Source organism: Oceaniovalibus sp. ACAM 378 (genome assembly GCF_008085915.1).
GTDB lineage: Bacteria > Pseudomonadota > Alphaproteobacteria > Rhodobacterales > Rhodobacteraceae > Oceaniglobus.
This window is the reverse complement of record NZ_VSJK01000006.1, coordinates 223,740-248,556: the sequence shown is the minus strand read 5'-3', so window position 1 is coordinate 248,556 and position 24,817 is coordinate 223,740. Positions and strand designations below refer to the sequence as shown.

Genomic DNA, 24,817 nt, shown 5'->3' with positions numbered 1-24,817 from the left:
ATGCCTGCCCCAAATCCCGCCGCGCTTGATTTTCTGCTGACCCGCCGCTCGACTTCGGCCAAGACGCTGGGGCTGCCGGTGCCGGATGACGCCGCGCTGGAGACCATCCTGACCGCTGCCGCACGCTCGCCCGACCATGGTAAACTTGAACCCTGGCGGTTTATTCTGCTTGACCGTGCGGCGTTGCTGGCGATGTCGATCAAGGTGACAGAGCGGGCGACAGTCTTGCAAATCGATCCCGACCAAACGGTCAAGTCGCGGGACGAATACGCAAGATCGCATCTGGCGGTCATCGTCGTGTCTTCGCCAGTTGCGTCGGAAAAGATTCCCGACAGCGAACAGTTGTTTTCCGCCGGTGCGGTCTGCCTGTCGTTGCTCAACGCCGCGCTCGCCTCGGGCTGGGGTGCGAACTGGCTGTCGGGCTGGGCGTCACGCGATCCGGAGATCCTGACCTGGCTTGGCGTCGCAACGTCTGAATCCATTGCGGGTATCATCCATCTGGGCACCGAAAGCAGCACCCCCCCGGACCGGCCACGCCCCGATCTGGCTGCCATCACCACGCGGTTCCGCCCGTGATCCGCATATGATTTTCGCAGATTTCTGGAAGGCGCTGAACCAACTTGGTGACCGGCGTTTCCGCCGAGTGCTGTTGCTGGGACTGGCACTGACCATCATACTGCTGTTCGGCGTCTATGCCGCGTTCCTTGGTGTGGTGAACTGGCTGGCGCCGGATTCCCTGACCATTCCCGGGATCGGCGAGGTGACATGGATTGACGATCTCCTGTCGGGTGCATCGATCCTGTTCATGCTGGTGCTGTCGGTGTTCCTGATGGTGCCTGTCGCCTCGGCCTTCACCTCGCTGTTTCTTGACGATGTGGCGGATGCCGTCGAAGAGCGCCATTATGCCCATCTGCCCAAGGGGGTGCCGGTCGGGTTCTTTGCCGGGCTGCGGGACAGCGTGAATTTTCTTGGCGTGCTGATCGTGGCGAACATTCTGGCACTGATCGCCTATGCGTTCCTGTCGATTGCCGCGCCGATCATCTTTGTCGCGTTGAACGGGTATCTTCTGGGGCGCGAGTATTTTCAGCTTGTCGCGATGCGGCGCATGTCACGGGAAGATGCGCGTCGCATGCAGCGGCGTCACATGGGGCAAATCTGGCTGGCGGGGGCCCTGATGGCGATGCCGCTGATGGTGCCGCTGGTCAATCTGCTGGTGCCGGTGCTGGGGGCTGCGACCTTTACCCACCTGTTCCATCGACTGGCGCCATCCGGTGGAACCAGTCCAAATCGCGCACGCTGATCGCACCCGACACGATAATCCCGGCGATCACGCACCACAGAACCACTGAAACGATCGTCACCCAGATCGCTTTACGTTTCATATTCAGGTTGGCCGGGCTGCTTGAGTGTGTGCCCGGCACGACTTTGCCCTCTTCACCCTGGGTTCGCAGGCCCAGCGGAAGCGCGACGAACAGCACCATGAACCAGATCATGGCGAACAGGACGATGGCGGACATAATGGACATTGGACGGGCTTTCTCAATTTCAGGTGGAATGCGTTAAGGTTCCGGATCAGGACGCGGCCGGGACTTGTTCCAGTTCGATCAAGCAGCCGTTGAAATCCTTGGGGTGCAGGAACAGCACCGGGTTTCCGTGGGCGCCTGTTTTTGGCGTGCCGTCACCCAGAACCCGGGCGCCCGCCGCCGTCAACCGGTCGCGAGCGGCAAGGATGTCATCGACCTCGTAACACATGTGGTGGATGCCGCCCGCCGGGTTCCGTTCCAGAAATCCGGCGATTGGGCTGTTGTCGCCTAAGGGGTAAAGCAGTTCGATTTTGGTATTCGGAAGATCGATAAAAACCACGGTGACGCCATGATCGGGTTCATCCTGCGGCGGATTCACCTTCGCGCCCAGCGTGTCGCGGTATTGCGCTATTGCCCGGTCCAGATCGGGAACGGCGATGGCGATGTGGTTCAGGCGACCGATCATGGGGCGTTTCCTTCTTCTGCTGGGGTTATGGGCGCCACACAGGCGCAGGGCAAGCGGCGCATGACCGCAGTTAACGCCCCGTTATCTTTCATGCGGGTAGTGTCAGGTCAGCCGATGTACCGCAATCAGCCCCGAAAGGTTACAGCCATGCCCGAGCTGCACGATGCATTCATGACTCCCAGCAAACCGACGGCGGACCGCCCGTTGCTGGGGCAAACCGTTCTGATCGTCGAAGACAGCCGTTTCGCCAGCGAGGCGATGCGCCTGATGTGCCTGCGCTGCGGCGCCCGGATCCGCCGGGCCGATACGCTGGCCTCGGCGGCGCGCCATCTCAAGGTGTATTGCCCCACTGTCGCGATCATCGATCTGGGGCTTCCCGACGGGTCAGGGCATGATCTGATCCACGAACTGGCACAGGCCCGACCGCGTGTGCCGGTTCTGCTGGCCACGTCTGGCGATCCGACGGCGGGGCCTGCCGCCTGTGCGGCGGGGGCGGATGCCTTTCTTGCCAAACCGCTCGATTCGCTCGGGGCGTTCCTTGAGACGATCCTGTCCCGCCTGCCCCGTGACACTCTGCCGCGCGGGCCGCGTGCGGTGCTGAACGATGCCGTCCACCCCGACAGGATGGCTTTGCGCGACGATCTGTCCCATGTGATGACGCTGTTGGATGGCCGCAATTCGATTAATGGCCCGGGGCAGCTGACCTATGTCAGTGGTTTCCTGTTGGGGCTTGGGCGCAGCATGGGCGACGCGGATCTTACCGGTGCGGCCGAGGAACTGCATGCGATGAACCGGGATGGCATATCCGTGGCCGCGCAGGTCTCGCGGATCAGCGCCATGGTTCAGGCCCGGATCGGCCCGGCAGGGTCGGCCCCGTTCTGACGCCGGATGTCTGGGCTTAAACCTGCGCGCCATGCGGTAACGCGGCCCGTCGGCAAATGTGCAGCAGCCCGATGCGGTCGCTAAGGCCCCGGTCCGTGCGCGGCTGGCCCGTGGCGGGATCGGCGCGCTGATCCTGACCGAGCCTGTGTCACTGGCCAACCACCTGCAGTGGAGCGACAGCGCGGGGCGACTGCCGGTCTCTCTCCAACATGCAGAACCGATTTCAGCGTCGGCAATGCGCGTGGTTCCGCGCCGGGATCATTGCCGCCGCAGACGCTCCAGCACGCTCAGGGCGGCATAACCGTCGGGCGGCACATCCAGCTTGCGCTGGAAATCACGCACCGCCTGAATTGTCAGCGGGCCGATTTTGCCATCAATCCCTTTGGTATCGAAACCCTGCGCGGTCAGCAGACGTTGCATTTCCTCGCGCTCCTCAAGGCTCAGCGCGCGGTCCCCGCGTGGCCACGTTGCGCGAATGGGTCCGCGCCCCGCGATACGATCGGCCAGATGACCGACCCCGATGACATAGGCGTCGGCGGTGTTATAGCGTTCGATCACCGCGAAATTGTCGAACACCAGAAATGCCGCACCCAGCGCCCCGGCGGGCAGCAGGACAGAGGCCGGACCATGATCCGGGATCGGCGCGCCGTCCACAGCGACCACCCCCAGACGCGCCCAGGCCGCAGGCGGTTTCTTGTTTTCGCGGTTGGCCGAGGCCCAGTCGAATCCGTCGGGCAGTGTCACCTCAACCCCCCAGGGCTGGCCCATTTTCCAGCCAAACGCCGCAAGATAGGCGGCCGTGCTGGCCAGCGCGTCGGTGGGATCCTCGCCCCAGATGTCGCGTTTGCCATCACCGGTAAAATCGACGGCATAGGACAGATAGGATGTCGGAATGAACTGGGTGTGACCCATGGCCCCCGCCCAGCTTCCGGTCATCGAGCGGGGGCTGGCGTCGCCACTTTGCAGGATCTTCAGCGCGCCCAGCAATTCACCCTCGAAGAATGCGCCGCGCCGGGTATCAAAGGCCAGCGTGGCAAGCGAGCGGATCACGTCATTGCCACCCCGGAACGTTCCATAGGCGGACTCAAGACCCCAGATGGCCGCCACCACCTCTTTGTCGACGTTGTATTTCGCCTCGATCGCTGCAAGCGTTTTGCGGTGCCGGTCCAACGCGGTGCGGCCATTGGCGATCCGCAGGTCAGATACGGCAGTGTCGAGGTAATCCCAGATCGTCTTGGTAAATTCGTTCTGGTTGCGGTCACGCTCGATCACTTTGGCGTCGTATGTCACACCGTCGAAAGCCCCGTCGAACACGTTCGCGCGGATACCCCGGGCCAAAGCGCGGGTGCGAAACCCTTTGATCCAAGCCGGAAATTCGTCCGGCGATTTGGTCGACAGGGTGATCACCGGCACCACTTCTTTCGCAGGGGTCGGGCGGGCGCGCGGGCGCAGGGCGGGTGTGGCGGACTCATGTCCCGGCAGGGCACGGCGAACAACCGCCGTTCCGGCAAGGACCGGCGCCCACTTTGGCCCCAGTTCGGGCCTTACTCCGGGTTGGGACGATTTGCTGACCGGCGCGGCGATTGCCGCTGTCGCAAACACTCCCGCGAGCGCCGATCGCATCAGAATCCTGAACATGCCGCACCTGTATCTGCCTGTTTCGGTTTTGTCGGCGATTGTAGCCCGTGTTGAAATATCCGCAAAGGGGCAAGGCGGAACATCGCCCTGGGTCAGCTCCGGGTGCGTTTCACCTTGCGCTTGATCTTTGCCGCCTTGGCCTGCCCGCGCCCCGGTTTGCGTCCCGGCGTTCGGCCACGTCGCGACGACGCGCCACGGGGCATCGCGGCCCCCTCGATCTCCAGCAGATCCAGCATCAGCCCGCCAGTCACCGGCACGGCCTCGGCGAGGCGCACGGTCACCCGCTGGCCCAATGCGATCTCGACGCCGGTGTCAGATCCGGTAAGTGTCTGACTGTCGGCGTCGAAGTTGAAATACTCGCTCCCCATCGTGCGTACGGGAATCAGCCCGTCCGCCCCGGTTTCGTCCAGCCGCACGAAAGCACCAAACCGCTGCACGCCCGATATGCGCCCGCTCAGCTCGGTGCCGACGCGTTCCGACAGGAAAGCGGCCAGATACCGGTCCGAAGTGTCACGCTCGGCCACCATCGAGCGGCGTTCCGTGGTCGAAATATGCTTGCCCGTCGCCTCCAGAGCCTCGGCCTCGTCCGCGGACAGGCCATCGGCCTTCGGGTCGGGGCCCCAGCCGTGGGCGGAAATCAGCGCACGGTGCACGATCAGATCGGCATATCGCCGGATCGGCGAGGTGAAATGCGCATAGTTTTTCAGTGCCAGCCCGAAATGGCCGTAATTCTGCGGATGGTAATAGGCCTGCGTCATCGCCCGCAAAGTGGACATGTTGATCAACTCGTCCACTGCGCTGCCCTGCGCCTGTTCCAGCAGCCGGTTCAGATGTCGGGTCTGCAACACCTGCCCCTTGGCAAGCACAAGACCACTGGCCTGCGCCACCTCGCGCAGGCTCTCGATCTTTTCGGGGGTGGGTTCCTCGTGGACGCGGAACAGCAGGGGAGTGCGGCGCTTTACCAGTTCCTCGGCGGCGGCGACGTTGGCCAGCACCATGAATTCCTCGATCAAACGGTGCGCGTCCAGACGTTCCTTGAACGCGACGGATGTCACCTTTCCCTCATCGCTGAGATGGATCGTGCGTTCGGGCAAGTCGAGGTTCAGAGGCTGACGCGTTGCCCGCGCCCGGTCCAGCGCAGCCCAGGCATCGAACAGGTGACCGATGGTGTCGATCATCGGCAGCACCGTGTCGGACGGTGTACCATCCCGCGCCGCCTGCACCTGTTCATAGGTCAGCGACGCAAGCGAGCGCATCATCGCGCGCGTAAACCGGTGGCCGATCTTTGTGCCTTCCGCATCGATTCGCATTTCCACCGCGATCACCGCCCGGTCCACACCTTCGTGCAACGAACACAGATCGCCCGACAGTGTATCGGGCAGCATCGGCACCACCCGGTCCGGGAAATAAGTAGAGTTGCCGCGATTGCGCGCCTCGCGGTCCAGCGCCGAGCCGGGGCGCACATAATGGGCCACGTCGGCGATGGCCACCCAGATGATGTGGCCTCCGGGATTCTTCGGGTCGTCATCGGGCCGGGCGAAACAGGCGTCGTCATGATCGCGGGCATCCGCCGGATCGATCGTAACCAGCGGCAGATCGCGCAGATCCTCGCGCCCTTCAAGCGGCGCGGGGGCGGCATTTTCGGCCTCGGCCAGCACGTCGTCGGGAAACTCATCGGGGATGCCGTGCTGATGGATCGCGATCAGCGACACGGCGCGCGGGCCTGACGGATCGCCCAGCCGCGTGACGACACGGGCGCCCGAAACTCCCAGACGTGACCGGTTGCCCGCCTGTTCAGCCTCGACCAACTCGCCGTCTTTTGCCCCGTGGGTGGCACCGGGGGCGACGCGCCATTCGCGCTCCTGCCCCTTGTCGATGGGCAAAATCCGACCACCGTCCGCCCCCGATCCGGTGCGAAAAATGCCAAGAATGCGCTGCGGGGCTTCAGCGATGCGGCGGATCATCCGCGCCTCGTAATCATAGTCCTGCCCGGTCACGGCAGTCAGCCGGGCCAGAATGCGATCGCCGGCACCCAAGCCCGGATCGCCGTCGCGCGGGATGAACAGAATTTTCGGCTCGGGTCCGTCGCCGCCCCATTCCACCGGCTGCGCCATCAAATCGCCGTCGCGGTCGGGCGCAAGAATGCTCAGCACCGAAACAGGCGGCAGGGTGTCCGGGTCGCGAAACACCTTGCGCCGCTTCTCCAGCCGGCCTTCGGTTTCCAGCTCTTTCAGCAAGCGTTTCAGATCGACCTTCGCCGCGCCTTTCAGGCCAAAGGCGCGAGAAATGTCGCGTTTGGCAGTCTGGCCGGGGTTGTCGGCGATCCATTGCAGGATCTCGGATTTTGAGGGGATGCGCGTCATATCCGGTGGCTAGCACGGACAGGAAGCCGTGTCATTGCGGAACACCAGCCGAAGGCAGGCACAATTCTTCGCAGCCGCGCGATCACTTGGCGCGGCGACTGGTGGCCGCGCTGGTTCGGACGGTCGAGAAAGGACATCTGCCGATGCATGAGCCGATTTTCTCAATACCGGACAGGGTGCAGAGCTTCGCGCTCTGTCTAATCGAAAGAAATTACCAGCCGGTTACTTCACCAACGCAGGATCGCCCGAAGCCCGCACCAATGCGGTCAGATCGCCCAGACGTTCGATCTGCCGACCGTCGGGATCGAAATTCGACGGCGATAGCCATGCATCGAATGCCGCCTGCAACGCGGGCCATTCGCCATCTATGGCTGCGAACCACGCGGTGTCGCGGTTGTGCCCTTTGACAACTGCCGCCTGCCGAAACACGCCCTCGTAACTGAACCCCAGCCGCTGCGCTGCCCGGCGCGACGCATGGTTCAGGGCATTGCATTTCCATTCGTACCGCCGATAGCCGGCGCCAAAGGCCCACCCCATCATCAGGTACATCGCCTCGGTTGCGGCGACCGTGCGCTGCAACTCGGGCGACAGGGCGATGTGCCCCACCTCGATGCTCCCTGATTCGGGTGAGATCCGCAGGAACGACGCGACACCCCCCAAATTCCCGGTGGCGTGCTGTTCGATGGCATAAAACAGCGGATCGTCCCCCGACGCCTGTTCCCGCATCCAACGATGATAAGCCGAGGCGGATGCGAAGGGACCATAGCCCATAAAATCCCACATGCGGTCGTTCGCCGCGTTGGCGCGATGCAGTCGTGCCGCGTGTTCATCGGCCGAAAGCCGGTGCAGCGTGCAATGATGTCCTTCGATCATTGCCGGGCCGGGGCGTGGTGGTGGATTCCAGTCGGGCACGGGGCGCCCCAGGGGCCGATCAGCCGTCATGCCGCAATTCCTCCGCAATTTGCCCACGGAAAGCGCGGGTTCCATCGTATTTGTGCCCGATTTCTTTACCATTGTGAGGCCAAGGTCCAGAGGCGCCGGGATCACGGCGCGGACATTGGAGGGAAAACAGTGGAAAGACTGGTGGACACCGTGATGCGCGCCGAACGGAAAAGCGATCTTCTGGATCGTCTGGTTTTGGCGATTGGCAGCCTGTCCCTGTGTCTCGCGCTTGCCGGTACATTGATGACGCCGAAAGCGCGCATTGCCGCCGACGCCACGCCGGTTACTGTGGTCGTGGCCGAAACCGACAACGTCTGATCGGCAACCCGCTTTATCGCGGCAGACACACCTGCGGCCCTTATCGCGTCAGAGCGTCAGAGCGTCAGGGCGTCAGGGCGTCAGGGCGTCAGAGCGTCAGAGCGTCAGAGCGTCAGAGCGTCAGAGCGTCAGAGCGTCAGAGCGTCAGAGCGTCAGAGCGTCAGAGCGTCAGAGCAACAAGCCGGGATCGCTCCCCATGTCGAGGCCGGGAAAAACGTCACGCTCAAGCAACGTCCGGTCAATTCCGAACATGCCGCGCATCGCCCAGGCGGCATAGCTGCGCACATCGGCGGTTGGCATCAAGTCGCGCCCTTCATACAGTGAAGCGTCGTCCAACCCGGGCCATTTGCCAAAGACACGCCCGCCACGGATCGCTCCACCCGCCATCAGCATCGCACCGCCAGTGCCGTGATCGGTTCCGCCCGATCCGTTCTCGCGTACCGTGCGGCCAAATTCGGTCATCGCCAGAATGGTCGTCTTGGCCCACACCGGCCCAAGCCCTTTCTTCAGGGTCAGGATCGTTTCCGACAGATCCCCCAATGCTCCGCGAATTGCATTTTCCTGCTTGCGATGCGTGTCCCATCCATTCAGGGAAAAGGCTGCGATCCGGGTTTCTTGGGTCAGACGCTCGGCCGCGAAGGCTGCAAGATTCGTCACTGAATTGGCGTTGCCCTTGGGCGCTTCGGTCATCGCTCCATCGGTGCCAGCGGGGCGGGCCATTTCCGCCAGATCGATCGCTTCCAAGGCCGCATCGCGAAACAGTGCATCCTCGTGATAGATCTTTTCAAGCAACAAACGGGATTGTGGTGTGACGGTCAGCGCGGCATCGGGCGACCAGTTGAACACCGGCGCTTTGCCCTGCAACACCTTCAATTCGTCGCGACCGATGGCAAAGGCGGTTTCGCTTTCCATCCCACCCACGGTTTGCAACATCCGGTTCAGCCAGCCATCGCGCCGGGTTTCATCGGGTACGTCCAGCCCGGTTCCGGCCTCAAGGATATCCTGCCCGTCGAAATGACTGCGTTTGTTGCGGTAAGGTGTTGAAACCGCATGGGCAAAGCCAAGCTGCCCGGCCTGCCAAAGCGGCGCCAGCGGGGCCAGATCGGGATGCATCTCAAAATATCCGTCCAGCGGCAGCCCAGCCTCGGCTTTTTTGCTGTCCAGCATGGTGCGGCGCAATTCACCGTAGGCCGGATCGCCGACCGGGCGCACCACGTCCAGCCCATCCATGCCGCCGCGCAGGATCAGCACGACCAACCGTTCCTCCCAGGGGGCCGACGCGAAAGTAACTGTCGACATCAACGGATGCGCCGCCGCCGAACAACCGATCAACGCCGCACCCCGGGTCAAAAGCCCGCGCCGCGAAAGCATGCCATTTGCCATCTGCCGTCTCCTGCTGCCTGCGCTGTTATCTACGGTTGAACTCGGGCGAGGCAAAGACCAGCCCCATCGCCTGACTTTCGGTTTCCGACGCGCCCACCGCCCAGATCAGCCCGGGCGAAGCCGCATCGCCCAGCGCCGTCAGAACAAAACTGCGCGGGTCCGCCAACGGAATGCCAAGCGTTTTCGAGATTTTCTGCGGCATCGTCATCGACCACCGGATACGGGTCGCCAGCCCCAAAGGATTGATCCAGGCCTCGGCCGCCTCGTCCCAACCATCCGGCCCCTTGGCGCGCATGAACGGCTGGCCCATCACGTCAAGCTGCGAGACGATCAGCGGCGCCCACAGTTTTTTATCCATGGTCATCACCTGTTCGCCGCTTAGCCCCAGGGCGCGCAGGCCGGAGATCAGAAAATCCAGCGGTTGCCGCGCCTTCAGCCCGGTCGCAACCCATGCGCCCGGATGGTTCAGGAGGGCGGCATAAACGGTCATCAGATCGCCGCCAGAATCCATCCATGCCTCGGCCACATGGCTCACCAGATCGGGATCGGGCAGGTCCGAGACGAAATGCACCACCAGTTTTCCCGCCACATGACGGGCCGTATCGGGATGTATCGCGAGATCGTCGAGAAACTCGAATATCTCCTCAAGTGACGCTTTTTTCGCCCCGCCATAGGTTTCGCCCAGGATCGTCTCGGCCCCGGGTTCGGCAAAATCGTGGCGATAGGAAAACCCATCGCTGGCGCGCACGAACAACCCCGTCAGCAGTTTGGCAAACTCGCGCACATCGGTCTGGGTGTATGCTCCGCCGACCCCAAGCGTGTGCAATTCCAGAACCTCGCGCGCCAGATTCTCGTTCAATCCACGTCCCTGTCGCTTGCCGATCTTCGAGCCGGGCCCGATCGAGCTTGGCTGATCGAGAAAATACAGCATCTGCGGATGCACCACGACCGCCTTGAGCATATCGGCAAAAGTGCCGGTGATATTGGCCCGGATGGCACCATCCATATAGGCCGGACCAAAGGGCGCGGTCGGCTGTTTTTGGGTTGAGGCGGTGAAATGGTCCAGCCAGAAATACATCAATCGCTCGCGCAGGGGCGCCTCGGTGTCCATCGCCCGTGCAAAGACGGCGCGCAATGTTTCGGGCTTGAGCAGATTGATTTCGCGCTTGATCTTGCCGTGCGCATCGTCGGCGCCCGGTTCGCGCTTTTTCAGGGCATCCAGTGTCTCTTTGTGCAGGCGCGACAATTCTTCTGCCCGCTCATAGGTGATCGTCGGATAGGCCTGCGCGACCCGGTCTTCCGTCTGCAGCGATGCGAGGATTTCAGCGGCGGTTTCGGGCTGTTGCCCCGGGCCAAGGCCAAGACCAAACCGGATGGCGGCAATCGTGGACTCTTGCATGCGCAACCTCGTTCTGGCGATCGGATGACGGACAATAGATAGGCGTCCCACCACGCTTGCCAAGGCCAATCTACCGCCAGCAATCAAGGTTCGGCCATTTCCGGCCAAGCGGAACCAGCCCGCCTCTGTTGGCGTTTCTGTTGCACAGCACACCGGGCGATTAGAGGCCGCGCGCGCCGCGACAGACTGCACCCGAGCGCCCCAATTCAATGGAGCCTGCCATGCCATCCATCTATGAAGCCATCATCGCCGACCACGAAAATCATCGTGCCCTGCTTGATCGGATATCAGCGACGACCGGGGCCTCGGTGGATCGCAAGGCAGCATGGGCCAGCTTTTACCATGACGTCAAATCCCATGCCGCTGCCGAGGAAGAAACGTTTTATTCCAAGCTGATCGCCAAGACCTGGGGGCAAGATGCCGCGCGTCATTCGGTGCACGAGCATAAAAAGCTGGATGATCTGCTCGAGGAATTGAACGAGGCCGATATGTCCAGCCCCGGCTGGCTGACCCGTTTCAAGACCCTGCGTCACGATTATCTGCACCACATGGACGAGGAAGAAGGCGAAGTCTTCGCCCTGGCCCGCGAAGTGATTTCAACCAAAGAGATTGACGGGTTCGGCAAGCGCTTTCAGGCTCGCAAGACCGAAGAAATGGGTCTGATCGAGCAGAAAAAGGCCGCAAGTCTGGTAGACTGAGCCTTGCGGCCCGGCGGGGCATTTCTTCGGCCCGCCGGGTGAGTGCAAAGTCAGCTTTCCGGCGGCAAGACGCGCAGGCGCAATTCGCGCAGCTGTTCGTTCATCGGCTCGCTGGGCGCGCCCATCATCAGGTCTTCGGCACGCTGGTTCATCGGGAACATGATGACCTCGCGGATGTTCGCCTCATCCGCCAGCAGCATGACCATCCGGTCGATCCCCGCCGCGCAACCGCCGTGGGGCGGTGCACCGTATTGGAACGCATTGACCATACCGCCAAACCGCTTGCGCACTTCGTCCTCGCCATAACCCGCCAGTTCAAACGCCTTGAACATGATTTCCGGCTTGTGGTTCCGGATCGCGCCCGAGATCAACTCGTAACCGTTGCAGGCCAGATCATACTGGTATCCCAGCACGCCCAGCGGATCGCCGTCCAGCGCCTCAAGCCCGCCCTGGGGCATGGAGAACGGGTTGTGGCTGAAATCAATCTTGCCGGAGTCCTCGTCTGCCTCATACATTGGGAAATCGACGATCCAGGCGAATTGAAAGCTGTCCTTGTCGGTCAGGCCCAATTCTTCGCCAATCACCGTGCGCGCCTTGCCCGCCACCCGCTCGAACGCCGAAGGCTTGCCACCAAGGAAGAACGCCGCATCGCCGACGCCAAGGTCCAACTGCTGGCGGATCGCCTCGGTCCGTTCAGGGCCGATGTTCTTGGCCAGCGGTCCGGCGGCTTCCATCCCCTGCCCCTGATCGCGCCAGAAAATATACCCCATCCCCGGCAGCCCTTCCTTCTGGGCAAAGGCGTTCATCCGGTCGCAGAATTTGCGCGATCCGCCCTTGGGGGCCGGGATAGCGCGGATTTCGGTGCCTTCCTGCTCCAGCAGGTTGGCGAAGATGGCAAAGCCGGAACCTGCGAAATGATCCGACACCACCTGCATCTTGATCGGGTTGCGCAGGTCGGGCTTGTCAGTGCCGTACCACAGGGCGGAATCGCGGAATGAAATCTGCGGCCAGTCGGTGTTCACCTTGCGGCCACCGCCGAAACGCTCAAAACAGCCCTGCATCACCGGCTGAATCGTGTCGAACACGTCTTGCTGGCTGACAAACGACATCTCAAGATCAAGCTGATAGAAATCGGTCGGCGAACGGTCGGCGCGCGGGTCTTCGTCGCGGAAACAGGGCGCGATCTGGAAATACTTGTCGAACCCCGACACCATGATCAGCTGTTTGAACTGCTGCGGCGCTTGCGGCAGCGCATAGAATTTACCCGGGTGCAGGCGCGACGGCACAAGGAAATCGCGCGCGCCCTCGGGGCTGGATGCGGTGATGATCGGCGTCTGGAATTCGTTGAAATCCTGATCCCACATCCGCTGGCGCAGGTCGCGCACCACGTTGGAGCGCAGCACGATATTGTCGTGCAACTTCTGCCGCCGCAGATCAAGGAAGCGATAGCGCAGGCGGGTTTCCTCGGGGTATTCCTGATCGCCGAACACCTGCAGCGGCAGCTCGGCCGCGGCACCCAGAACCTCAAAATCGCGGACATAGACCTCGATTTCGCCCGTCGGGATCTTGGCGTTCACCAGATCGGAGTCACGCGCCTTGACCGTGCCGTCAATGCGGATGCACCATTCGGCACGCACTTTTTCCAGCGCGGCAAAGGCCGGGCTGTCGCCATCGCACAGCAGCTGCGTGATGCCATAGTGATCGCGCAGGTCGATGAACAATACACCGCCGTGATCGCGCACCCGGTGCACCCAGCCCGACAGCCGCACATCGGCGCCCACATCGGATTTCGTCAATTGCGCACAGGTATGGCTGCGATAGGCGTGCATCATTCATCCCTTCGGGGGTTCGGTCATCGGGTCGGTGCCGATACACCCCTGATAAAGCGCAAAGTCAAGCGGCGACACCGGCAGGGAATTATCGCCCGCCACGATGAGTTGTTGCATTCACGGCAAATTGTTGCACCTTTGGCAGGGGTTTACGTAGCCTGGGGAGGGATCGCGTATGTGGGACGCCGCATTCGGCACCTTTGTGAAACGCCTGTTCACAAAGGGCAGCATCGAAATCGAGATGCCGTCGGGCCACCGCATCGTCGCCGGAGACGGCGTTTCGCCCCCTGTCCGCGTCCGGCTCAGCGATCCCACCCTGCCCCGCCGCATCGCCATGGCGCCCGATATGGGCGTGGGCGAGGGATATATGGAGGGCACCCTGACGATCGAAAACGACGATCTGCGCGGGTTTCTGGATCTGGCGCTGGAAAACGCATCGTCCAAGCCGCCGATCTGGTTTCAGATGCCCCTGCAACACGCCAAACGTGGTTTGCGCTGGCTGGATCAATGGAACCCCGCGACCCGGTCACAGGCGAATGTGGCGCATCACTATGACCTGTCCGGGGAATTGTACGATCTGTTTCTGGATGAAGACAAACAGTATTCCTGCGCCTATTTCCGCCGCCCGGACGACACTCTGGACCGCGCGCAGGCACAGAAAAAAGCGCATATCGCAGCGAAACTGCTGATCGAGCCGGGGATGTCGGTTCTGGACATCGGTTGTGGCTGGGGCGGCATGGCGATCACACTGGCGCGGGATTTCGGCGCGCGGGTGACAGGGGTCACGCTGAGCACGGAACAGCACAGGGTGGCGACCGAACGGGTGCAGGCCGCAGGGCTTGAGGGGCAAGTTGACATCCGCCTGATCGATTACCGCGCGGTAACAGGCACCTTCGACCGGATCGTATCGGTCGGCATGTTCGAACATGTGGGTGCGCCGCAGTATAATACCTATTTTCGCACCGTTCACGACCGTCTGGCAGCCGAGGGCGTGGCGTTGATCCACACCATCGGACGCACCGCCCCGCCGGGCATCACCAGCCCGTGGATCTCGAAATATATCTTTCCCGGCGGCTATGTGCCTGCCCTGTCGGAAATGTCGGCGGCCATCGAGCATGAGCACCTGCACCTTACGGATGTCGAAGTGCTGCGCATGCACTATGCCGAAACCCTGCGCCACTGGGACGACCGGTTCACCGCCAACGTAGACCGGGCGCGCGAAATCTATGACGACCGGTTTTGCCGGATGTGGCGGTTCTATCTCGTCGCCTCCGAAATGACCTTTCGGTACGGCCCCCAAGTGGTGTTTCAGGCGCAGCTGGCACACCGGAAAGACGCGGTGCCGCTGACCCGCGGCTATCTGCATGAAACTGACTGAAACCTGAAAAACGCCCGTTGCGGTGACTTTTCCGGCAAAGTTCGACTGATCGATAGGCTGGAACTTTGCCAGCCATGGCGCATCCTGCCGCCCGATAGAGACTCGCAATCGAAGCTGATCGCCCATGGCGGGATGGCCGGTCTTGCGCAGGGTGCAACGCAGGTTGCGCGCCAAACACCCTTGCGCCGGGCCGGGCATACCCTATAACCCCCGACACTTTGCACGCTGGGGATCTGTCATGCCGAAAAGAACCGATATCAAGTCGATCATGATCATCGGAGCGGGGCCTATCGTCATCGGCCAAGCCTGCGAATTCGACTATTCCGGGGCACAGGCCTGCAAGGCGCTGCGCGAAGAAGGGTATCGGGTGATCCTCGTCAACTCGAACCCAGCCACGATCATGACCGACCCGGGGCTGGCCGACGCCACCTATATCGAACCGATCACGCCGGAAATCGTCGCCAAGATCATCGAAAAAGAACGCCCTGACGCGCTGCTGCCCACCATGGGCGGGCAGACCGGGCTGAACACCTCGCTGAAGCTTGACGAAATGGGCGTGTTGGCGAAATTCGGTGTCGAGCTGATCGGCGCCAACCGACAGGCCATCGAAAAGGCCGAGGACCGGAAACTGTTCCGCGAGGCGATGGACAGGATCGGTCTGGAAAACCCCAAGGCGACCATCGCCAACACCATGGCCGAATGTATGGCCGCGATTGATTATGTCGGTCTGCCCGCGATCATTCGTCCCGCCTATACCCTTGGCGGCACGGGCGGCGGCGTGGCCTATAACCGCGATCAGTATGAACATTTCTGCAAGTCGGGGCTCGACGCCTCGCCGGTATCGCAGATCCTGATCGACGAGTCGCTGCTGGGCTGGAAAGAGTTCGAGATGGAGGTCGTGCGCGACCGGGCCGACAATGCGATCATCGTCTGCGCCATCGAGAACGTCGATCCCATGGGCGTACACACCGGCGATTCGATCACCGTTGCACCTGCGCTGACGCTGACCGACAAGGAATATCAGATGATGCGCACGGCCAGCATTGCCGTGCTGCGCGAAATCGGAGTCGAGACCGGCGGATCAAACGTGCAATGGGCGGTGAACCCCGCCGATGGCCGCATGGTGGTGATTGAAATGAACCCCCGGGTGTCGCGTTCCTCTGCGCTGGCCTCCAAGGCCACGGGTTTCCCCATCGCCAAGATCGCCGCGAAACTGGCGGTTGGGTATACGCTGGATGAGTTGGACAACGACATCACCGGAGTCACTCCGGCCAGTTTTGAACCCACCATCGACTATGTCGTCACCAAGATTCCGCGTTTTGCCTTCGAGAAATTCCCCGGCTCCGAACCGCTTTTGTCGACCGCGATGAAATCTGTGGGCGAGGTGATGGCCGTGGGCCGCACGATCCACGAATCGCTGCAAAAGGCGCTGGCGTCGATGGAAACCGGGCTGACCGGGTTTGACGAGATCGAAATTCCCGGTGCCCCCGACCCTGCCAGCATCACCGCCGCGCTGTCGCGCCAGACACCCGACCGGATGCGTACCATCGCGCAGGCCATGCGTCACGGGATGTCGGACGACGACATTCACGGAACCACGAAATACGACCCCTGGTTCCTCGCCCGGATCCGCGAAATCGTCGAGACCGAGGAACAGGTGCGCCGCGACGGCCTGCCTCTGACAGAACAGGGTCTGCGCCATCTCAAAATGATGGGCTTTACCGATGCGCGGCTTGGCATTCTGACGGGACGCGACGAAGATCAGGTGCGCCGCGCCCGCATCCATCTTGGTGTGATCGCGGTGTTCAAACGGATCGACACCTGCGCTGCCGAGTTCGAGGCGCAGACGCCCTATATGTATTCGACCTATGAAACGCCTGTGATGGGCGATGTCGAATGCGAGGCGCGGCCAAGCGATCGCAAGAAGGTGGTGATTCTGGGCGGCGGGCCGAACCGGATCGGCCAGGGGATCGAGTTTGACTATTGCTGCGTACACGCCTGCTATGCCCTGACGGCGACGGGCTATGAGACGATCATGATCAACTGCAACCCAGAGACGGTTTCGACCGATTACGACACCTCTGACCGGCTGTATTTCGAACCTCTGACGTTTGAGCATGTCATGGAGATCCTGCGGGTCGAACAAGAGAACGGCACGCTGCATGGAGTTATTGTGCAATTTGGGGGGCAAACCCCGCTGAAATTGGCCAATGCCTTGCAGGATTCAGGCATTCCCATCCTTGGCACCACGCCCGACGCCATCGACCTTGCCGAAGACCGCGAGCGGTTTCAGGAGATGCTGAACGAACTGGGCCTGAAGCAGCCAGTGAACGGTATTGCGCGTTCCGATGCCGAAGCGATGGAAATTGCCAAGCGCGTCGGATATCCATTGGTGATCCGTCCGTCCTATGTGCTGGGCGGGCGCGCGATGGAGATCGTGCGCGATGATGCACAGCTTGCCCGCTATATCAAAACCGCCGTGGACGTTTCAGGCGATACGCCGGTGCTGCTCGACAGCTATCTTTCCGGCGCGGTCGAGGTGGATGTGGATTGCCTGTGCGACGGCAAGGATGTGCATGTCGCCGGCGTGATGCAGCATATCGAAGAGGCTGGCGTACACTCGGGTGACAGCGCTTGTTCCTTGCCGCCCTATACCCTCTCCGACGAATTGATCGCGGAAATGGAGCGTCAAACCGCGATGATGGCGCTGAAACTGGGCGTTGTGGGCCTGATGAACGTGCAATTCGCGATCAAGGACGACGTGATTTATGTGCTTGAGGTCAATCCCCGCGCATCGCGCACGGTTCCTTTCGTCGCCAAGGCAACCGACAGTGCGATTGCCAGTATCGCTGCACGGCTGATGGCCGGTGAACCGCTGTCGAACTTTCCGCTGCGCGCGCCCTATCCGGCGGGAACCGGGCCGGACGACGTGCTGCCCTTTGCCGATCCGATGACGCTCGCCGATCCGGCGATGCCCTGGTACTCGGTGAAAGAGGCGGTCCTGCCCTTCGCCCGCTTCCCCGGCGTCGATACCCTGCTTGGCCCGGAGATGCGCTCAACGGGCGAGGTGATGGGTTGGGACCGGTCATTCCCCCGTGCCTTCCTCAAGGCGCAGATGGGCGCAGGTGTGGACCTGCCGACCAAGGGCGTCGCGTTCCTGTCGATCAAGGAAATGGACAAGACCGACCAACTGCTGGACACGGCGCGTATTCTGACCGGCCTTGGTCTGACCCTGCTGGCGACCCGTGGCACGGCAGCGTTCCTGCGTGCGGCGGGCATTGAAACGCGCGAGGTGAACAAGGTGTACGAGGGCGGACGCACCGTCGTCGACGTGATGAAAGACGGTGGCGTCGCGCTGGTGATGAACACCACGGATGGCGCAAGGGCGGTGGACGATTCCCGCTCGATGCGAAACGTCGCGCTGATGGACAAGATCCCGTATTTCACCACACTTGCAGCGTCCCACGCAGTCGCTCTGGCCATGCTGGCGCGCGAAGAAGGCGAGTTGGACGTGCGCCCGCTTCAGGGTTGATCGACAGCGGACGGGTTGCAAGAGCTGGCGTTGGCCAGCGCCTGCCACCCGTCGCGCAGCGCTGAATTGCGGTATGTTCAAGGCGGGCCAAGACGTCATTCGGTCAGCTTTTCTGGCCGGAGTCGCGGAATAGTATTACCCGTTGCCGTAATTTCCCGAAGGCTCCGAACCTACCGCATTGCCGCGGACGTGCCGTTCTTGGTTTCCTGAGCGGCCCGCCTCAATCCGCTGTCGTGACATTTCGCTTTACCCTGCTTTGACATCGCCAAGGTCAAATATCGCCGGACAATCCGTCATGCCGTTTCCGGCGGGGCGTGGCGAACAGAGGGCTCAGCCCGCCGCGCTTTCTTTTCGCCCAGCATCAACATCGCGGGTGTCACGATCAGGGTCAGCACCGTTGCAATCACAAGGCCCCCGGCGATGGCAGAGCTAAGCTCGGTCCACCATTGTGTCGAGGGCGCACCATAGACGATCTCGCGGGTGAAGAAGTTCAGGTTCACACCGATCACCATGGGCATCAGGCCAAGCGCCGTCGTGACCGAGGTCAGGACAACGGGCCGCAGGCGTTGTGCCCCGGTGCGCAGCGCGGCTTCCAGTGGCGACAGGCCCGAGCGTTTCAGGTCGTTGTAGGTGTCGATCAGCACGATGTTGTTGTTCACCACGATGCCTGCCAGCGCAATCACCCCGATTCCGCCCATCACGACGCCGAACGGACGACCGGTAATGATCAGACCGAACAGCACACCAGCGATGGAAAACACGATGGCGCTCATCACAACGAAGGCTTGATAGAAGTTGTTAAACTGGATCACGAGGATCACGAACATCAGGAAAATCGCCGTGACAAAGGCCCCGATCAGAAAGATCATCGAATCCGTCTGGTCCTGCGCCTCACCTGCAAAAGCTGCCTCGACTCCGTCCGGAAGGTCCATTCCAGTGATCGCCGATTGCAGCGCGACAACCTGATCGTTGACCAGAACACCGGGGGCAACGTTTGCCGCGATCGTGATGACCCGGCGCTGGTCGACGCGGGTGATCGTGCCGCTCCGGGGTGACGGCTGAAACGTCACGAAGTTCGAGATCGGCACAAGACCTGCCGATGTCGGCACACGCAGGGATTGCAACTCTTCCAATGTGCGCTCATCGGACGGAAAGCGCACATTGATATCGACCGAACCGTCCGCATCATCGGGGCGATAGTCGGCCACGGTGATCCCGCGTGTCAGCAATTGCACCGCCTGCCCCAACGTCGAGATATCCGCACCAAAGCGCGCAGCTTCGGACCGGTTGACCTCGATGCGCCACTCGACACCTGGCAGGGGCCGCGTATCGGTGACATCGGTAAAGCCACCGATATCGTCCATGGCCATGCGGATTGCCTCGACCGCCGTCGCCTGATCCTGTGGATCGCTGGCCCGGACACGCAGGCTGATCGGTTTGCCAGCCGAGGGACCACTTGATGCCGTCTGCACCTGCACGTCGATGCCGGGAATCGTCGCCATCTCGGCGCGGATATCCTCACCAATCAAGGCGGCGGTGCGGCGCGTGTCCCATTCGGTCAGCTCGATCTGGATCGTCCCGATCAGGTCGGCGGAATCCTGATTGCCACCGCCTGAACGGGCATAGACCGATGCGATCTCGTCATAGGCGAACAGCCGTTCCTCGACCCGGCGCACCAACGCGTCCTTTTCGAAGATCGAGAAGTTGTCGCGGGCGCGGACCTGCACCTGTGCAAACTCGGGCTCGATCGACGGGAAAAAGCTGATGCCGTTGCCGAACTGGCCATAGGCGCCAAAACCGGCGAGCAAGAAGGAAACCGCCATGATCAGCGTTGCCCAAGGCCGCAGGATCGCGAATTGCAGCACCCGGACATACCCACCGGTAAAGCCGTCAAGATCGCGCGGATCGCCATTCTCGGCAGCGTGTAGCGCCTGTTTGGCCTTGGCCGATTGCGGAGGTTTCTTCCCAATCAGACCGCCCACCACCGGGATAAAGATCAACGCCATGAACAACGACGCGGTGAGCGTCAGGATCACGGTAATCGGCAGGAATTTCATGAACTCGCCCACGGTGCCGGACCAGAACAGCAGCGGAAAAAACACCGACAGGGTCGTCGCGGTCGAGGCGATGATCGGCCAAGACATACGCTTGGCCGCGAATGCATAGGCCGCCTTCGGCTCGTCCCCCTCTTGCAACCGCCGGTCGGCCAGTTCGGTCGTGACAATGGCACCATCGACCAGCATCCCGACCACAAGGATCAACGAGAACAGTACGACGAGGTTCATCGTAAAGCCCATCAGCAGCAACGCCGTGACGCCCGCAAGGAACGCGCCCGGAATGGCGAGCCCGACCAGCAGCGCCGAGCGGATTCCAAGCGCCCAGACGATGACGATCATCACAAGGATCACGGCGGCGATCACGTTCGCTTCCAGATCGCTGAGCATGGTTTTCACCTGCTCGCTTTCGTCCTGCATATAGTCGATTTGCATGCTCTCGGGCCAATCGGCCTGCGCTTCTTCGATCAGGGCACGGACGGCGGCGACGGTTTCAATGATGTTTGATCCCGACCGCTTCTTGATCTCCAGCGCCAGCGCAGGCTGACCGTCGATCCGGGCGAAACCTGTCGGGTCTTCGAACGTCCGGCGGATGGTTGCGACATCGGCGAAGGTCACGACCGTATCACCGCGCACCTTGACCGGCAGGGCCATGACATCCTCGACGTCCTCGATCAGCCCCGGAACCTTCAGAACGATCCGCCCCGCGCCGTTCTCGATGGCCCCCGCCGCAATCAGGCGATTGTTGCGGTTGATCTGGCCAATCAACTCTTCAAAGCTGATGTTATAGGTCTCGAACACCGTGGGGTCGATCAGCACCTCCAGCAGTTCGTCACGTGCACCTCCCACGTCGACCTCAAGCACGCCGGTCAGACCTTCGATCCGGTCCGATAATTGCTCGGACAGGGTGTTCAGGGTCCGCTCGGGGACGGGTCCGGACAGGATGACGGTCAGAATCGGGAACAGGGCGGTGTTGATTTCGGTCACGACCGGATCCCAAGCGTCATCCGGCAGATCGGATTGCGCGCGGTCGACGCCTTCCTTCACCTTGGTCAGTGCCGCTTCGGCATCGAACCCCGGTTCGAATTCCAGTTGCACGCTGGCATAGCCTTCGCCGCCGTTGCTGGTCATCTGCTTGAGACCCGTGATCGACGACAACTCGGTTTCCAGCGGCTCGACCAGCAGGCGTTCAGAATCCTCGGGCGAGATTCCGTCAAGGCCGGTCGAGACATAGAAGATCGGAATCGGAATTTCGGGCGAACTTTCCTTGGGGATCGTGACATAGGCATAGGCGCCCACAGAAAGGATCATGAAAAGCGCCATGACGACGACACGGCTGCGGCTGAAGGCGGCATCGATGAGGGTGTTCATTCGGCCGGTTCCACGTTGGCCGCGACGGGAACGCCGCTGTCCGGCGCTGGCGTGATGATCTGGCCGCCCGCCCCGGTCGGCGTTTCAGCCTGCGGTGCGGCGGCAACCGTTTTCTGCAATGCGGGGATGTTCGCCGTCTCTTCATCCGGTTGTGGATCGACCGTTTCGCCATCATTGACGAAGCCTTGACCGATCGAGATGATTTGCGCTTCGTCAGGCAGACCCGCCACCCAGATGCCGTCTGTCTGGGCCCGCACGATGCTGATTTTGTGAAATTCGACCACGTTCTCGGGGTTTACCGTTTTGATCCCCAGCGTCCCGTCCGTGTCCAGCGACAGGATCGCGGGCGAGACGAAATGCGCCGTCACCTCGCCCGTCGGAATGCGCAGTTGCGCGCTGATCCCGGCAGGAATCGCACCATCGGCGTTCGGCACCTCGATCCTTGCCATGAAGGTCCGGGTTTCCGCATCGGCGCTTGTCGCCACGAACTGCACCTCGCCCACCGAGGTTTCGCCGGTGATGAATGCAACTTCGGCCACCTGACCGACCTTGATGTCACGCAGGGACTGCTGTGGAATCTGGATACTGATGGTCAGCGGCGTATTGTCGACGACACGGCCCACATCGGCCCCCATGGAGACGTATTCGCCAGTATTGATGTCCAGCGATTCCAGCCGTCCAGCGAAAGGCGCGCGAATTTCGGTGTTTCGAATGGCTTCTTCGGCGGTGCTGACGCCTGCCTGTGCCGCTGCCAGTGTCGCCCGTGCCTGCGCGACGCGATCGACGGTGGCGACGCCGCGTTCTACCAATGCGGTGGCATTGTCGAATTCACGCTGGGCGCGGTCGCGCTCTTGCTCGGCGCGGTTCAGATCGGACTGGCGGGCGGCGATGTCGAACCGCGCGATCACCTGCCCGGCCTCCAGATCGTCGCCCATTTTGACCAGCACCTCACCGATCTGACCGGACGTTTCCGCCCGGACCGGCGTGTCACGGTCCGGCAGGGCCTGACCCTCGGCGGCGAATATCTGTTCTACGGCTTCAGCAACCGAGCGGCGCACAGCCACGCTGACGGCTTTGGGAGTCCTGGAGGCAGCGGCGACCGGTTCGGGGTCTTTGGAGGACAGCAAATATCCGCTGCCCATCCAACCGACAATGGCCACAGCCAAGCCGCCTGCGACCCATCTGGATCGGCTTGATCCGCGGTCGCTCTCAAAACTGAGGGTCTGGCGTCGGTCAGTTGGGCTCTCGGTCATCATCTGATCTCCTTGGGATCACGCGCCCATTCCGGACAGCACCCCTTCAGAATTTCGCTACCGAAACCTGAAATGCGGTTTTTTTCTGAATGTGCCGCCCGGTTGTGCCGGACGACCTGCCACCTTACGCGGCGCGGACCCATGTCCAGGCGGCGTCATCCTCGGATACATCGAACATCCGCATCTCAAAGGGCATTGCCGCGTAAACGATGCCCGCCATCGTCGCCATCCATTTCGGCGCACCCACCACGGCATAGCGTCCAAGGTGACTGATGGCGTTCATCTTGGTGACCATGAGAGGCCCTTTGGTCAGAATCGCGGGATCGAAGCCGTCGTAGTCCTTGAACCGGACCAGCAGGTTAATTTTCTCGTCGCCCTTCATTTGGGCGTTGAGAGGGACAAGCACCTTGTCCACGTCTTCCACAGTGATCCGGCCGTCGATCTCATAGGCGATGACACCGTCTTTTCCGTCGGACAAAAGATTGATGCCACCACCCGAGGAAGCGGTTTTTTTAGCGGGCAAGTCAGACACGAACGCCTCGGCGGCGGCCACATCAGACGATCCGAAGACCCTCATGTCGATCATCGGCAGGATCGGATCGATCCATTTCAGGATTGCTGCAAAGGCCTGAAGATCGCTCACCAGTGCCATCTTTGCGATTTTCGACCACTGGGCGAGCATCCCGAATTCGAACTTCGCATCCTCGACCATTGCGTCGCCGGTCATGTCTGTCCACCCCTCGGCACGCACGATCAGCCCCAGCGGTCCGTCCCCCTTCAGCGCCGGGGTCAGCTCCCGTTCCATCGTCTCGATATCGCCCTTTTCAAGGACGCCATTCATTGTCAGTTCCCAGACGTTCGGTTTCAGTTCTTTGACGGTCAGCATGATATTCCCCTTCTGTTTGCATCAGGTTCGGGACTTGCGCCCGGATCCGGTCACGTCTCAACCGTTCGCAATCGCACGCAGCATCAGGCGGTATTCGGTGGGATTGGACAGCATGACGCTGCCACGCGGCAGGCCGAGTATCCGGTCGATCAACGCGCCCTCAGCCACCATCCGATGATCAAGACATGCGGTTGCCCGGTCCAGATCACCGGACTCGGCAGCTTGAAACGCGCTTTCCAGCACAGCACGGCGGCCCTGTGACATTGCCATTATGGTTTCGCCGACAAGATTCATGTCAGGCACGTCAAAAGCACCTTCGTCGACCCCGTAAGCAATCATTTCCAACAGCACCGGCATCGCGGCAGCACTCGCCGCCGCCGTGATCCTGCTGAACAAAACGTCGTTCCCGGGGCGCAGCATGACATCCATGAAGAACTTTATCCGCGGCCCCTGTTCAGCCTTCCAGCGACTGGTTTCAGCAAGGAACGCATTGAACCGCTCCAAAGCCCCACCGGACGTTACCGCGCGGGCCGCTTTGGCTGAGGCCAGCGCCTCGGTCGTGAATCGCAGCACAACGCCGTCGAGGAGATCCTCTTTCGCGGCGAAGTGATGATAAAATCCACCCTTCGAGATACCCGCCTCGTTCAGAACGTCGGCGATCGTGACGTCGTCCCACCCATGGGCGAAAAACAGCTTTTGCGCTGCATCGAGAATATGCGCCTGACGTTCATCCGGAGCCATCCGCAAGCGCTTGGGAACCTTTGCATCCTCTGTTTTCGAACTGTCTTTCATGACGTCTTCCTTACAAACCGACGGTCGGTAGGTAGTGAGTGCCGAGTGCCCCGTCAAGATAATCACCGAATTTGTTAGTCTGACGCAGCGTCGGGCAGGATCGACATGTA

At 61.7% G+C, this 24,817-nt stretch carries 19 protein-coding genes; 7 read left to right on the top strand and 12 right to left on the bottom strand.

Annotated elements, in window-relative coordinates; translation table 11 throughout:
• Both FQ320_RS09995 and FQ320_RS09990 read left to right on the top strand, forming a co-directional pair.
• Window positions 1-576, top strand: a complete 576-nt coding sequence (locus tag FQ320_RS09995; protein ID WP_148471749.1) for a nitroreductase — start codon at window positions 1-3, stop codon at window positions 574-576.
• Between the two features lie 7 nt (window positions 577-583).
• Window positions 584-1,300 (top strand): EI24 domain-containing protein, encoded by a 717-nt coding sequence (locus tag FQ320_RS09990; protein WP_148471742.1) that lies wholly within the window; start codon window positions 584-586, stop codon window positions 1,298-1,300.
• On the opposite strand, the gene FQ320_RS09985 is transcribed toward FQ320_RS09990, so the two are convergent.
• Window positions 1,239-1,526, bottom strand: coding sequence for a DUF1467 family protein (locus FQ320_RS09985; protein WP_148471740.1), 288 nt, complete (start codon window positions 1,524-1,526; stop codon window positions 1,239-1,241). The two genes, FQ320_RS09990 and FQ320_RS09985, sit on opposite strands and share 62 nt — an antisense overlap.
• A gap of 46 nt (window positions 1,527-1,572) precedes the next feature.
• Window positions 1,573-1,989, bottom strand: a complete 417-nt coding sequence (mce, locus tag FQ320_RS09980) for a methylmalonyl-CoA epimerase (RefSeq protein WP_148471738.1) — start codon at window positions 1,987-1,989, stop codon at window positions 1,573-1,575.
• A gap of 147 nt (window positions 1,990-2,136) precedes the next feature.
• Here mce and FQ320_RS09975 point away from each other — a divergent pair, with 147 nt between their 5' ends.
• The gene (locus FQ320_RS09975) at window positions 2,137-2,871 is read left to right on the top strand and encodes a response regulator (protein WP_148471736.1); all 735 of its coding nucleotides are present in this window, start codon (window positions 2,137-2,139) and stop codon (window positions 2,869-2,871) included.
• 258 nt (window positions 2,872-3,129) lie between these two features.
• Here FQ320_RS09975 and FQ320_RS09970 read toward each other — a convergent pair whose 3' ends face one another.
• The 3 genes from FQ320_RS09970 to FQ320_RS09960 all read right to left on the bottom strand — a co-directional run bounded on the left by FQ320_RS09970 (window position 3,130) and on the right by FQ320_RS09960 (window position 7,814).
• Window positions 3,130-4,494, bottom strand: a complete 1,365-nt coding sequence (locus tag FQ320_RS09970) for a lytic murein transglycosylase (RefSeq protein WP_255509448.1) — start codon at window positions 4,492-4,494, stop codon at window positions 3,130-3,132.
• 107 nt (window positions 4,495-4,601) lie between these two features.
• Window positions 4,602-6,872 carry a ribonuclease R gene (gene rnr / locus FQ320_RS09965; protein WP_148471732.1) on the bottom strand — a complete coding sequence of 757 codons (2,271 nt, stop codon included), beginning with the start codon at window positions 6,870-6,872 and terminating at the stop codon, window positions 4,602-4,604.
• Window positions 6,873-7,094: 222 nt separating this feature from the next.
• The gene (locus FQ320_RS09960) at window positions 7,095-7,814 is read right to left on the bottom strand and encodes a GNAT family N-acetyltransferase (RefSeq protein ID WP_148471730.1); all 720 of its coding nucleotides are present in this window, start codon (window positions 7,812-7,814) and stop codon (window positions 7,095-7,097) included.
• Between the two features lie 129 nt (window positions 7,815-7,943).
• Here FQ320_RS09960 and FQ320_RS09955 point away from each other — a divergent pair, with 129 nt between their 5' ends.
• A complete protein-coding gene (locus FQ320_RS09955) occupies window positions 7,944-8,132 on the top strand; it encodes a hypothetical protein (protein WP_148471728.1) in 189 nt (62 codons plus the stop codon).
• Window positions 8,133-8,300: 168 nt separating this feature from the next.
• On the opposite strand, the gene FQ320_RS09950 is transcribed toward FQ320_RS09955, so the two are convergent.
• Window positions 8,301-9,515, bottom strand: coding sequence for a DUF1501 domain-containing protein (locus FQ320_RS09950; protein ID WP_255509447.1), 1,215 nt, complete (start codon window positions 9,513-9,515; stop codon window positions 8,301-8,303).
• Between the two features lie 25 nt (window positions 9,516-9,540).
• Window positions 9,541-10,914, bottom strand: a complete 1,374-nt coding sequence (locus FQ320_RS09945) for a DUF1800 family protein (protein WP_187393852.1) — start codon at window positions 10,912-10,914, stop codon at window positions 9,541-9,543.
• 221 nt (window positions 10,915-11,135) lie between these two features.
• On the opposite strand from FQ320_RS09945, the gene FQ320_RS09940 reads away from it, so the two are divergent.
• Window positions 11,136-11,612, top strand: a complete 477-nt coding sequence (locus tag FQ320_RS09940) for a hemerythrin domain-containing protein (protein ID WP_148471724.1) — start codon at window positions 11,136-11,138, stop codon at window positions 11,610-11,612.
• Between the two features lie 50 nt (window positions 11,613-11,662).
• Here FQ320_RS09940 and aspS read toward each other — a convergent pair whose 3' ends face one another.
• A complete protein-coding gene (gene aspS, locus FQ320_RS09935; protein WP_148471913.1) occupies window positions 11,663-13,441 on the bottom strand; it encodes an aspartate--tRNA ligase in 1,779 nt (592 codons plus the stop codon).
• Between the two features lie 175 nt (window positions 13,442-13,616).
• On the opposite strand from aspS, the gene FQ320_RS09930 reads away from it, so the two are divergent.
• Together FQ320_RS09930 and carB are read left to right on the top strand one after the other, a co-directional pair.
• Entirely contained in the window at window positions 13,617-14,819 is a 1,203-nt protein-coding gene (locus tag FQ320_RS09930; RefSeq protein WP_148471722.1) for a cyclopropane-fatty-acyl-phospholipid synthase family protein, read from the top strand.
• 238 nt (window positions 14,820-15,057) lie between these two features.
• Window positions 15,058-18,351, top strand: coding sequence for a carbamoyl-phosphate synthase large subunit (gene carB, locus FQ320_RS09925; protein WP_148471720.1), 3,294 nt, complete (start codon window positions 15,058-15,060; stop codon window positions 18,349-18,351).
• Window positions 18,352-18,644: 293 nt separating this feature from the next.
• Here the strand turns inward: carB and FQ320_RS09920 are convergent, their stop codons facing one another.
• The 4 genes from FQ320_RS09920 to FQ320_RS09905 all read right to left on the bottom strand — a co-directional run bounded on the left by FQ320_RS09920 (window position 18,645) and on the right by FQ320_RS09905 (window position 24,707).
• Window positions 18,645-21,776, bottom strand: coding sequence for an efflux RND transporter permease subunit (locus tag FQ320_RS09920; protein WP_148471718.1), 3,132 nt, complete (start codon window positions 21,774-21,776; stop codon window positions 18,645-18,647).
• Window positions 21,773-23,029 carry an efflux RND transporter periplasmic adaptor subunit gene (locus FQ320_RS09915; protein ID WP_255509446.1) on the bottom strand — a complete coding sequence of 419 codons (1,257 nt, stop codon included), beginning with the start codon at window positions 23,027-23,029 and terminating at the stop codon, window positions 21,773-21,775. Before FQ320_RS09915 ends, FQ320_RS09920 begins: the two co-directional genes overlap by 4 nt.
• A 124-nt stretch (window positions 23,030-23,153) precedes the next feature.
• Complete coding sequence (locus FQ320_RS09910; protein ID WP_148471714.1) at window positions 23,154-23,915, bottom strand: STAS/SEC14 domain-containing protein; 762 nt, start codon at window positions 23,913-23,915, stop codon at window positions 23,154-23,156.
• Between the two features lie 57 nt (window positions 23,916-23,972).
• Window positions 23,973-24,707: a TetR/AcrR family transcriptional regulator gene (locus FQ320_RS09905; RefSeq protein ID WP_187393851.1), complete on the bottom strand. Its 735-nt coding sequence runs from the start codon at window positions 24,705-24,707 to the stop codon at window positions 23,973-23,975.
• Window positions 24,708-24,817 lie beyond the last annotated feature (110 nt).

What these genes read in the sequence shown, in the direction of transcription:
- FQ320_RS09930 (WP_148471722.1), top strand. Translation starts at nt 13,617, where the DNA reads ATGTGGGACGCCGCATTCGGCACCTTTGTGAAACGCCTGTTCACAAAG.
- FQ320_RS09915 (WP_255509446.1), bottom strand. Translation starts at nt 23,029, where the DNA reads ATGACCGAGAGCCCAACTGACCGACGCCAGACCCTCAGTTTTGAGAGC.
- FQ320_RS09950 (WP_255509447.1), bottom strand. Translation starts at nt 9,515, where the DNA reads ATGGCAAATGGCATGCTTTCGCGGCGCGGGCTTTTGACCCGGGGTGCG.
- FQ320_RS09940 (WP_148471724.1), top strand. Translation starts at nt 11,136, where the DNA reads ATGCCATCCATCTATGAAGCCATCATCGCCGACCACGAAAATCATCGT.
- FQ320_RS09905 (WP_187393851.1), bottom strand. Translation starts at nt 24,707, where the DNA reads ATGAAAGACAGTTCGAAAACAGAGGATGCAAAGGTTCCCAAGCGCTTG.
- FQ320_RS09995 (WP_148471749.1), top strand. Translation starts at nt 1, where the DNA reads ATGCCTGCCCCAAATCCCGCCGCGCTTGATTTTCTGCTGACCCGCCGC.
- FQ320_RS09910 (WP_148471714.1), bottom strand. Translation starts at nt 23,915, where the DNA reads ATGCTGACCGTCAAAGAACTGAAACCGAACGTCTGGGAACTGACAATG.
- carB (WP_148471720.1), top strand. Translation starts at nt 15,058, where the DNA reads ATGCCGAAAAGAACCGATATCAAGTCGATCATGATCATCGGAGCGGGG.
- rnr (WP_148471732.1), bottom strand. Translation starts at nt 6,872, where the DNA reads ATGACGCGCATCCCCTCAAAATCCGAGATCCTGCAATGGATCGCCGAC.
- FQ320_RS09920 (WP_148471718.1), bottom strand. Translation starts at nt 21,776, where the DNA reads ATGAACACCCTCATCGATGCCGCCTTCAGCCGCAGCCGTGTCGTCGTC.
- mce (WP_148471738.1), bottom strand. Translation starts at nt 1,989, where the DNA reads ATGATCGGTCGCCTGAACCACATCGCCATCGCCGTTCCCGATCTGGAC.
- FQ320_RS09945 (WP_187393852.1), bottom strand. Translation starts at nt 10,914, where the DNA reads ATGCAAGAGTCCACGATTGCCGCCATCCGGTTTGGTCTTGGCCTTGGC.
- FQ320_RS09990 (WP_148471742.1), top strand. Translation starts at nt 584, where the DNA reads ATGATTTTCGCAGATTTCTGGAAGGCGCTGAACCAACTTGGTGACCGG.
- FQ320_RS09960 (WP_148471730.1), bottom strand. Translation starts at nt 7,814, where the DNA reads ATGACGGCTGATCGGCCCCTGGGGCGCCCCGTGCCCGACTGGAATCCA.
- FQ320_RS09975 (WP_148471736.1), top strand. Translation starts at nt 2,137, where the DNA reads ATGCCCGAGCTGCACGATGCATTCATGACTCCCAGCAAACCGACGGCG.
- FQ320_RS09970 (WP_255509448.1), bottom strand. Translation starts at nt 4,494, where the DNA reads ATGCGATCGGCGCTCGCGGGAGTGTTTGCGACAGCGGCAATCGCCGCG.
- aspS (WP_148471913.1), bottom strand. Translation starts at nt 13,441, where the DNA reads ATGCACGCCTATCGCAGCCATACCTGTGCGCAATTGACGAAATCCGAT.
- FQ320_RS09985 (WP_148471740.1), bottom strand. Translation starts at nt 1,526, where the DNA reads ATGTCCATTATGTCCGCCATCGTCCTGTTCGCCATGATCTGGTTCATG.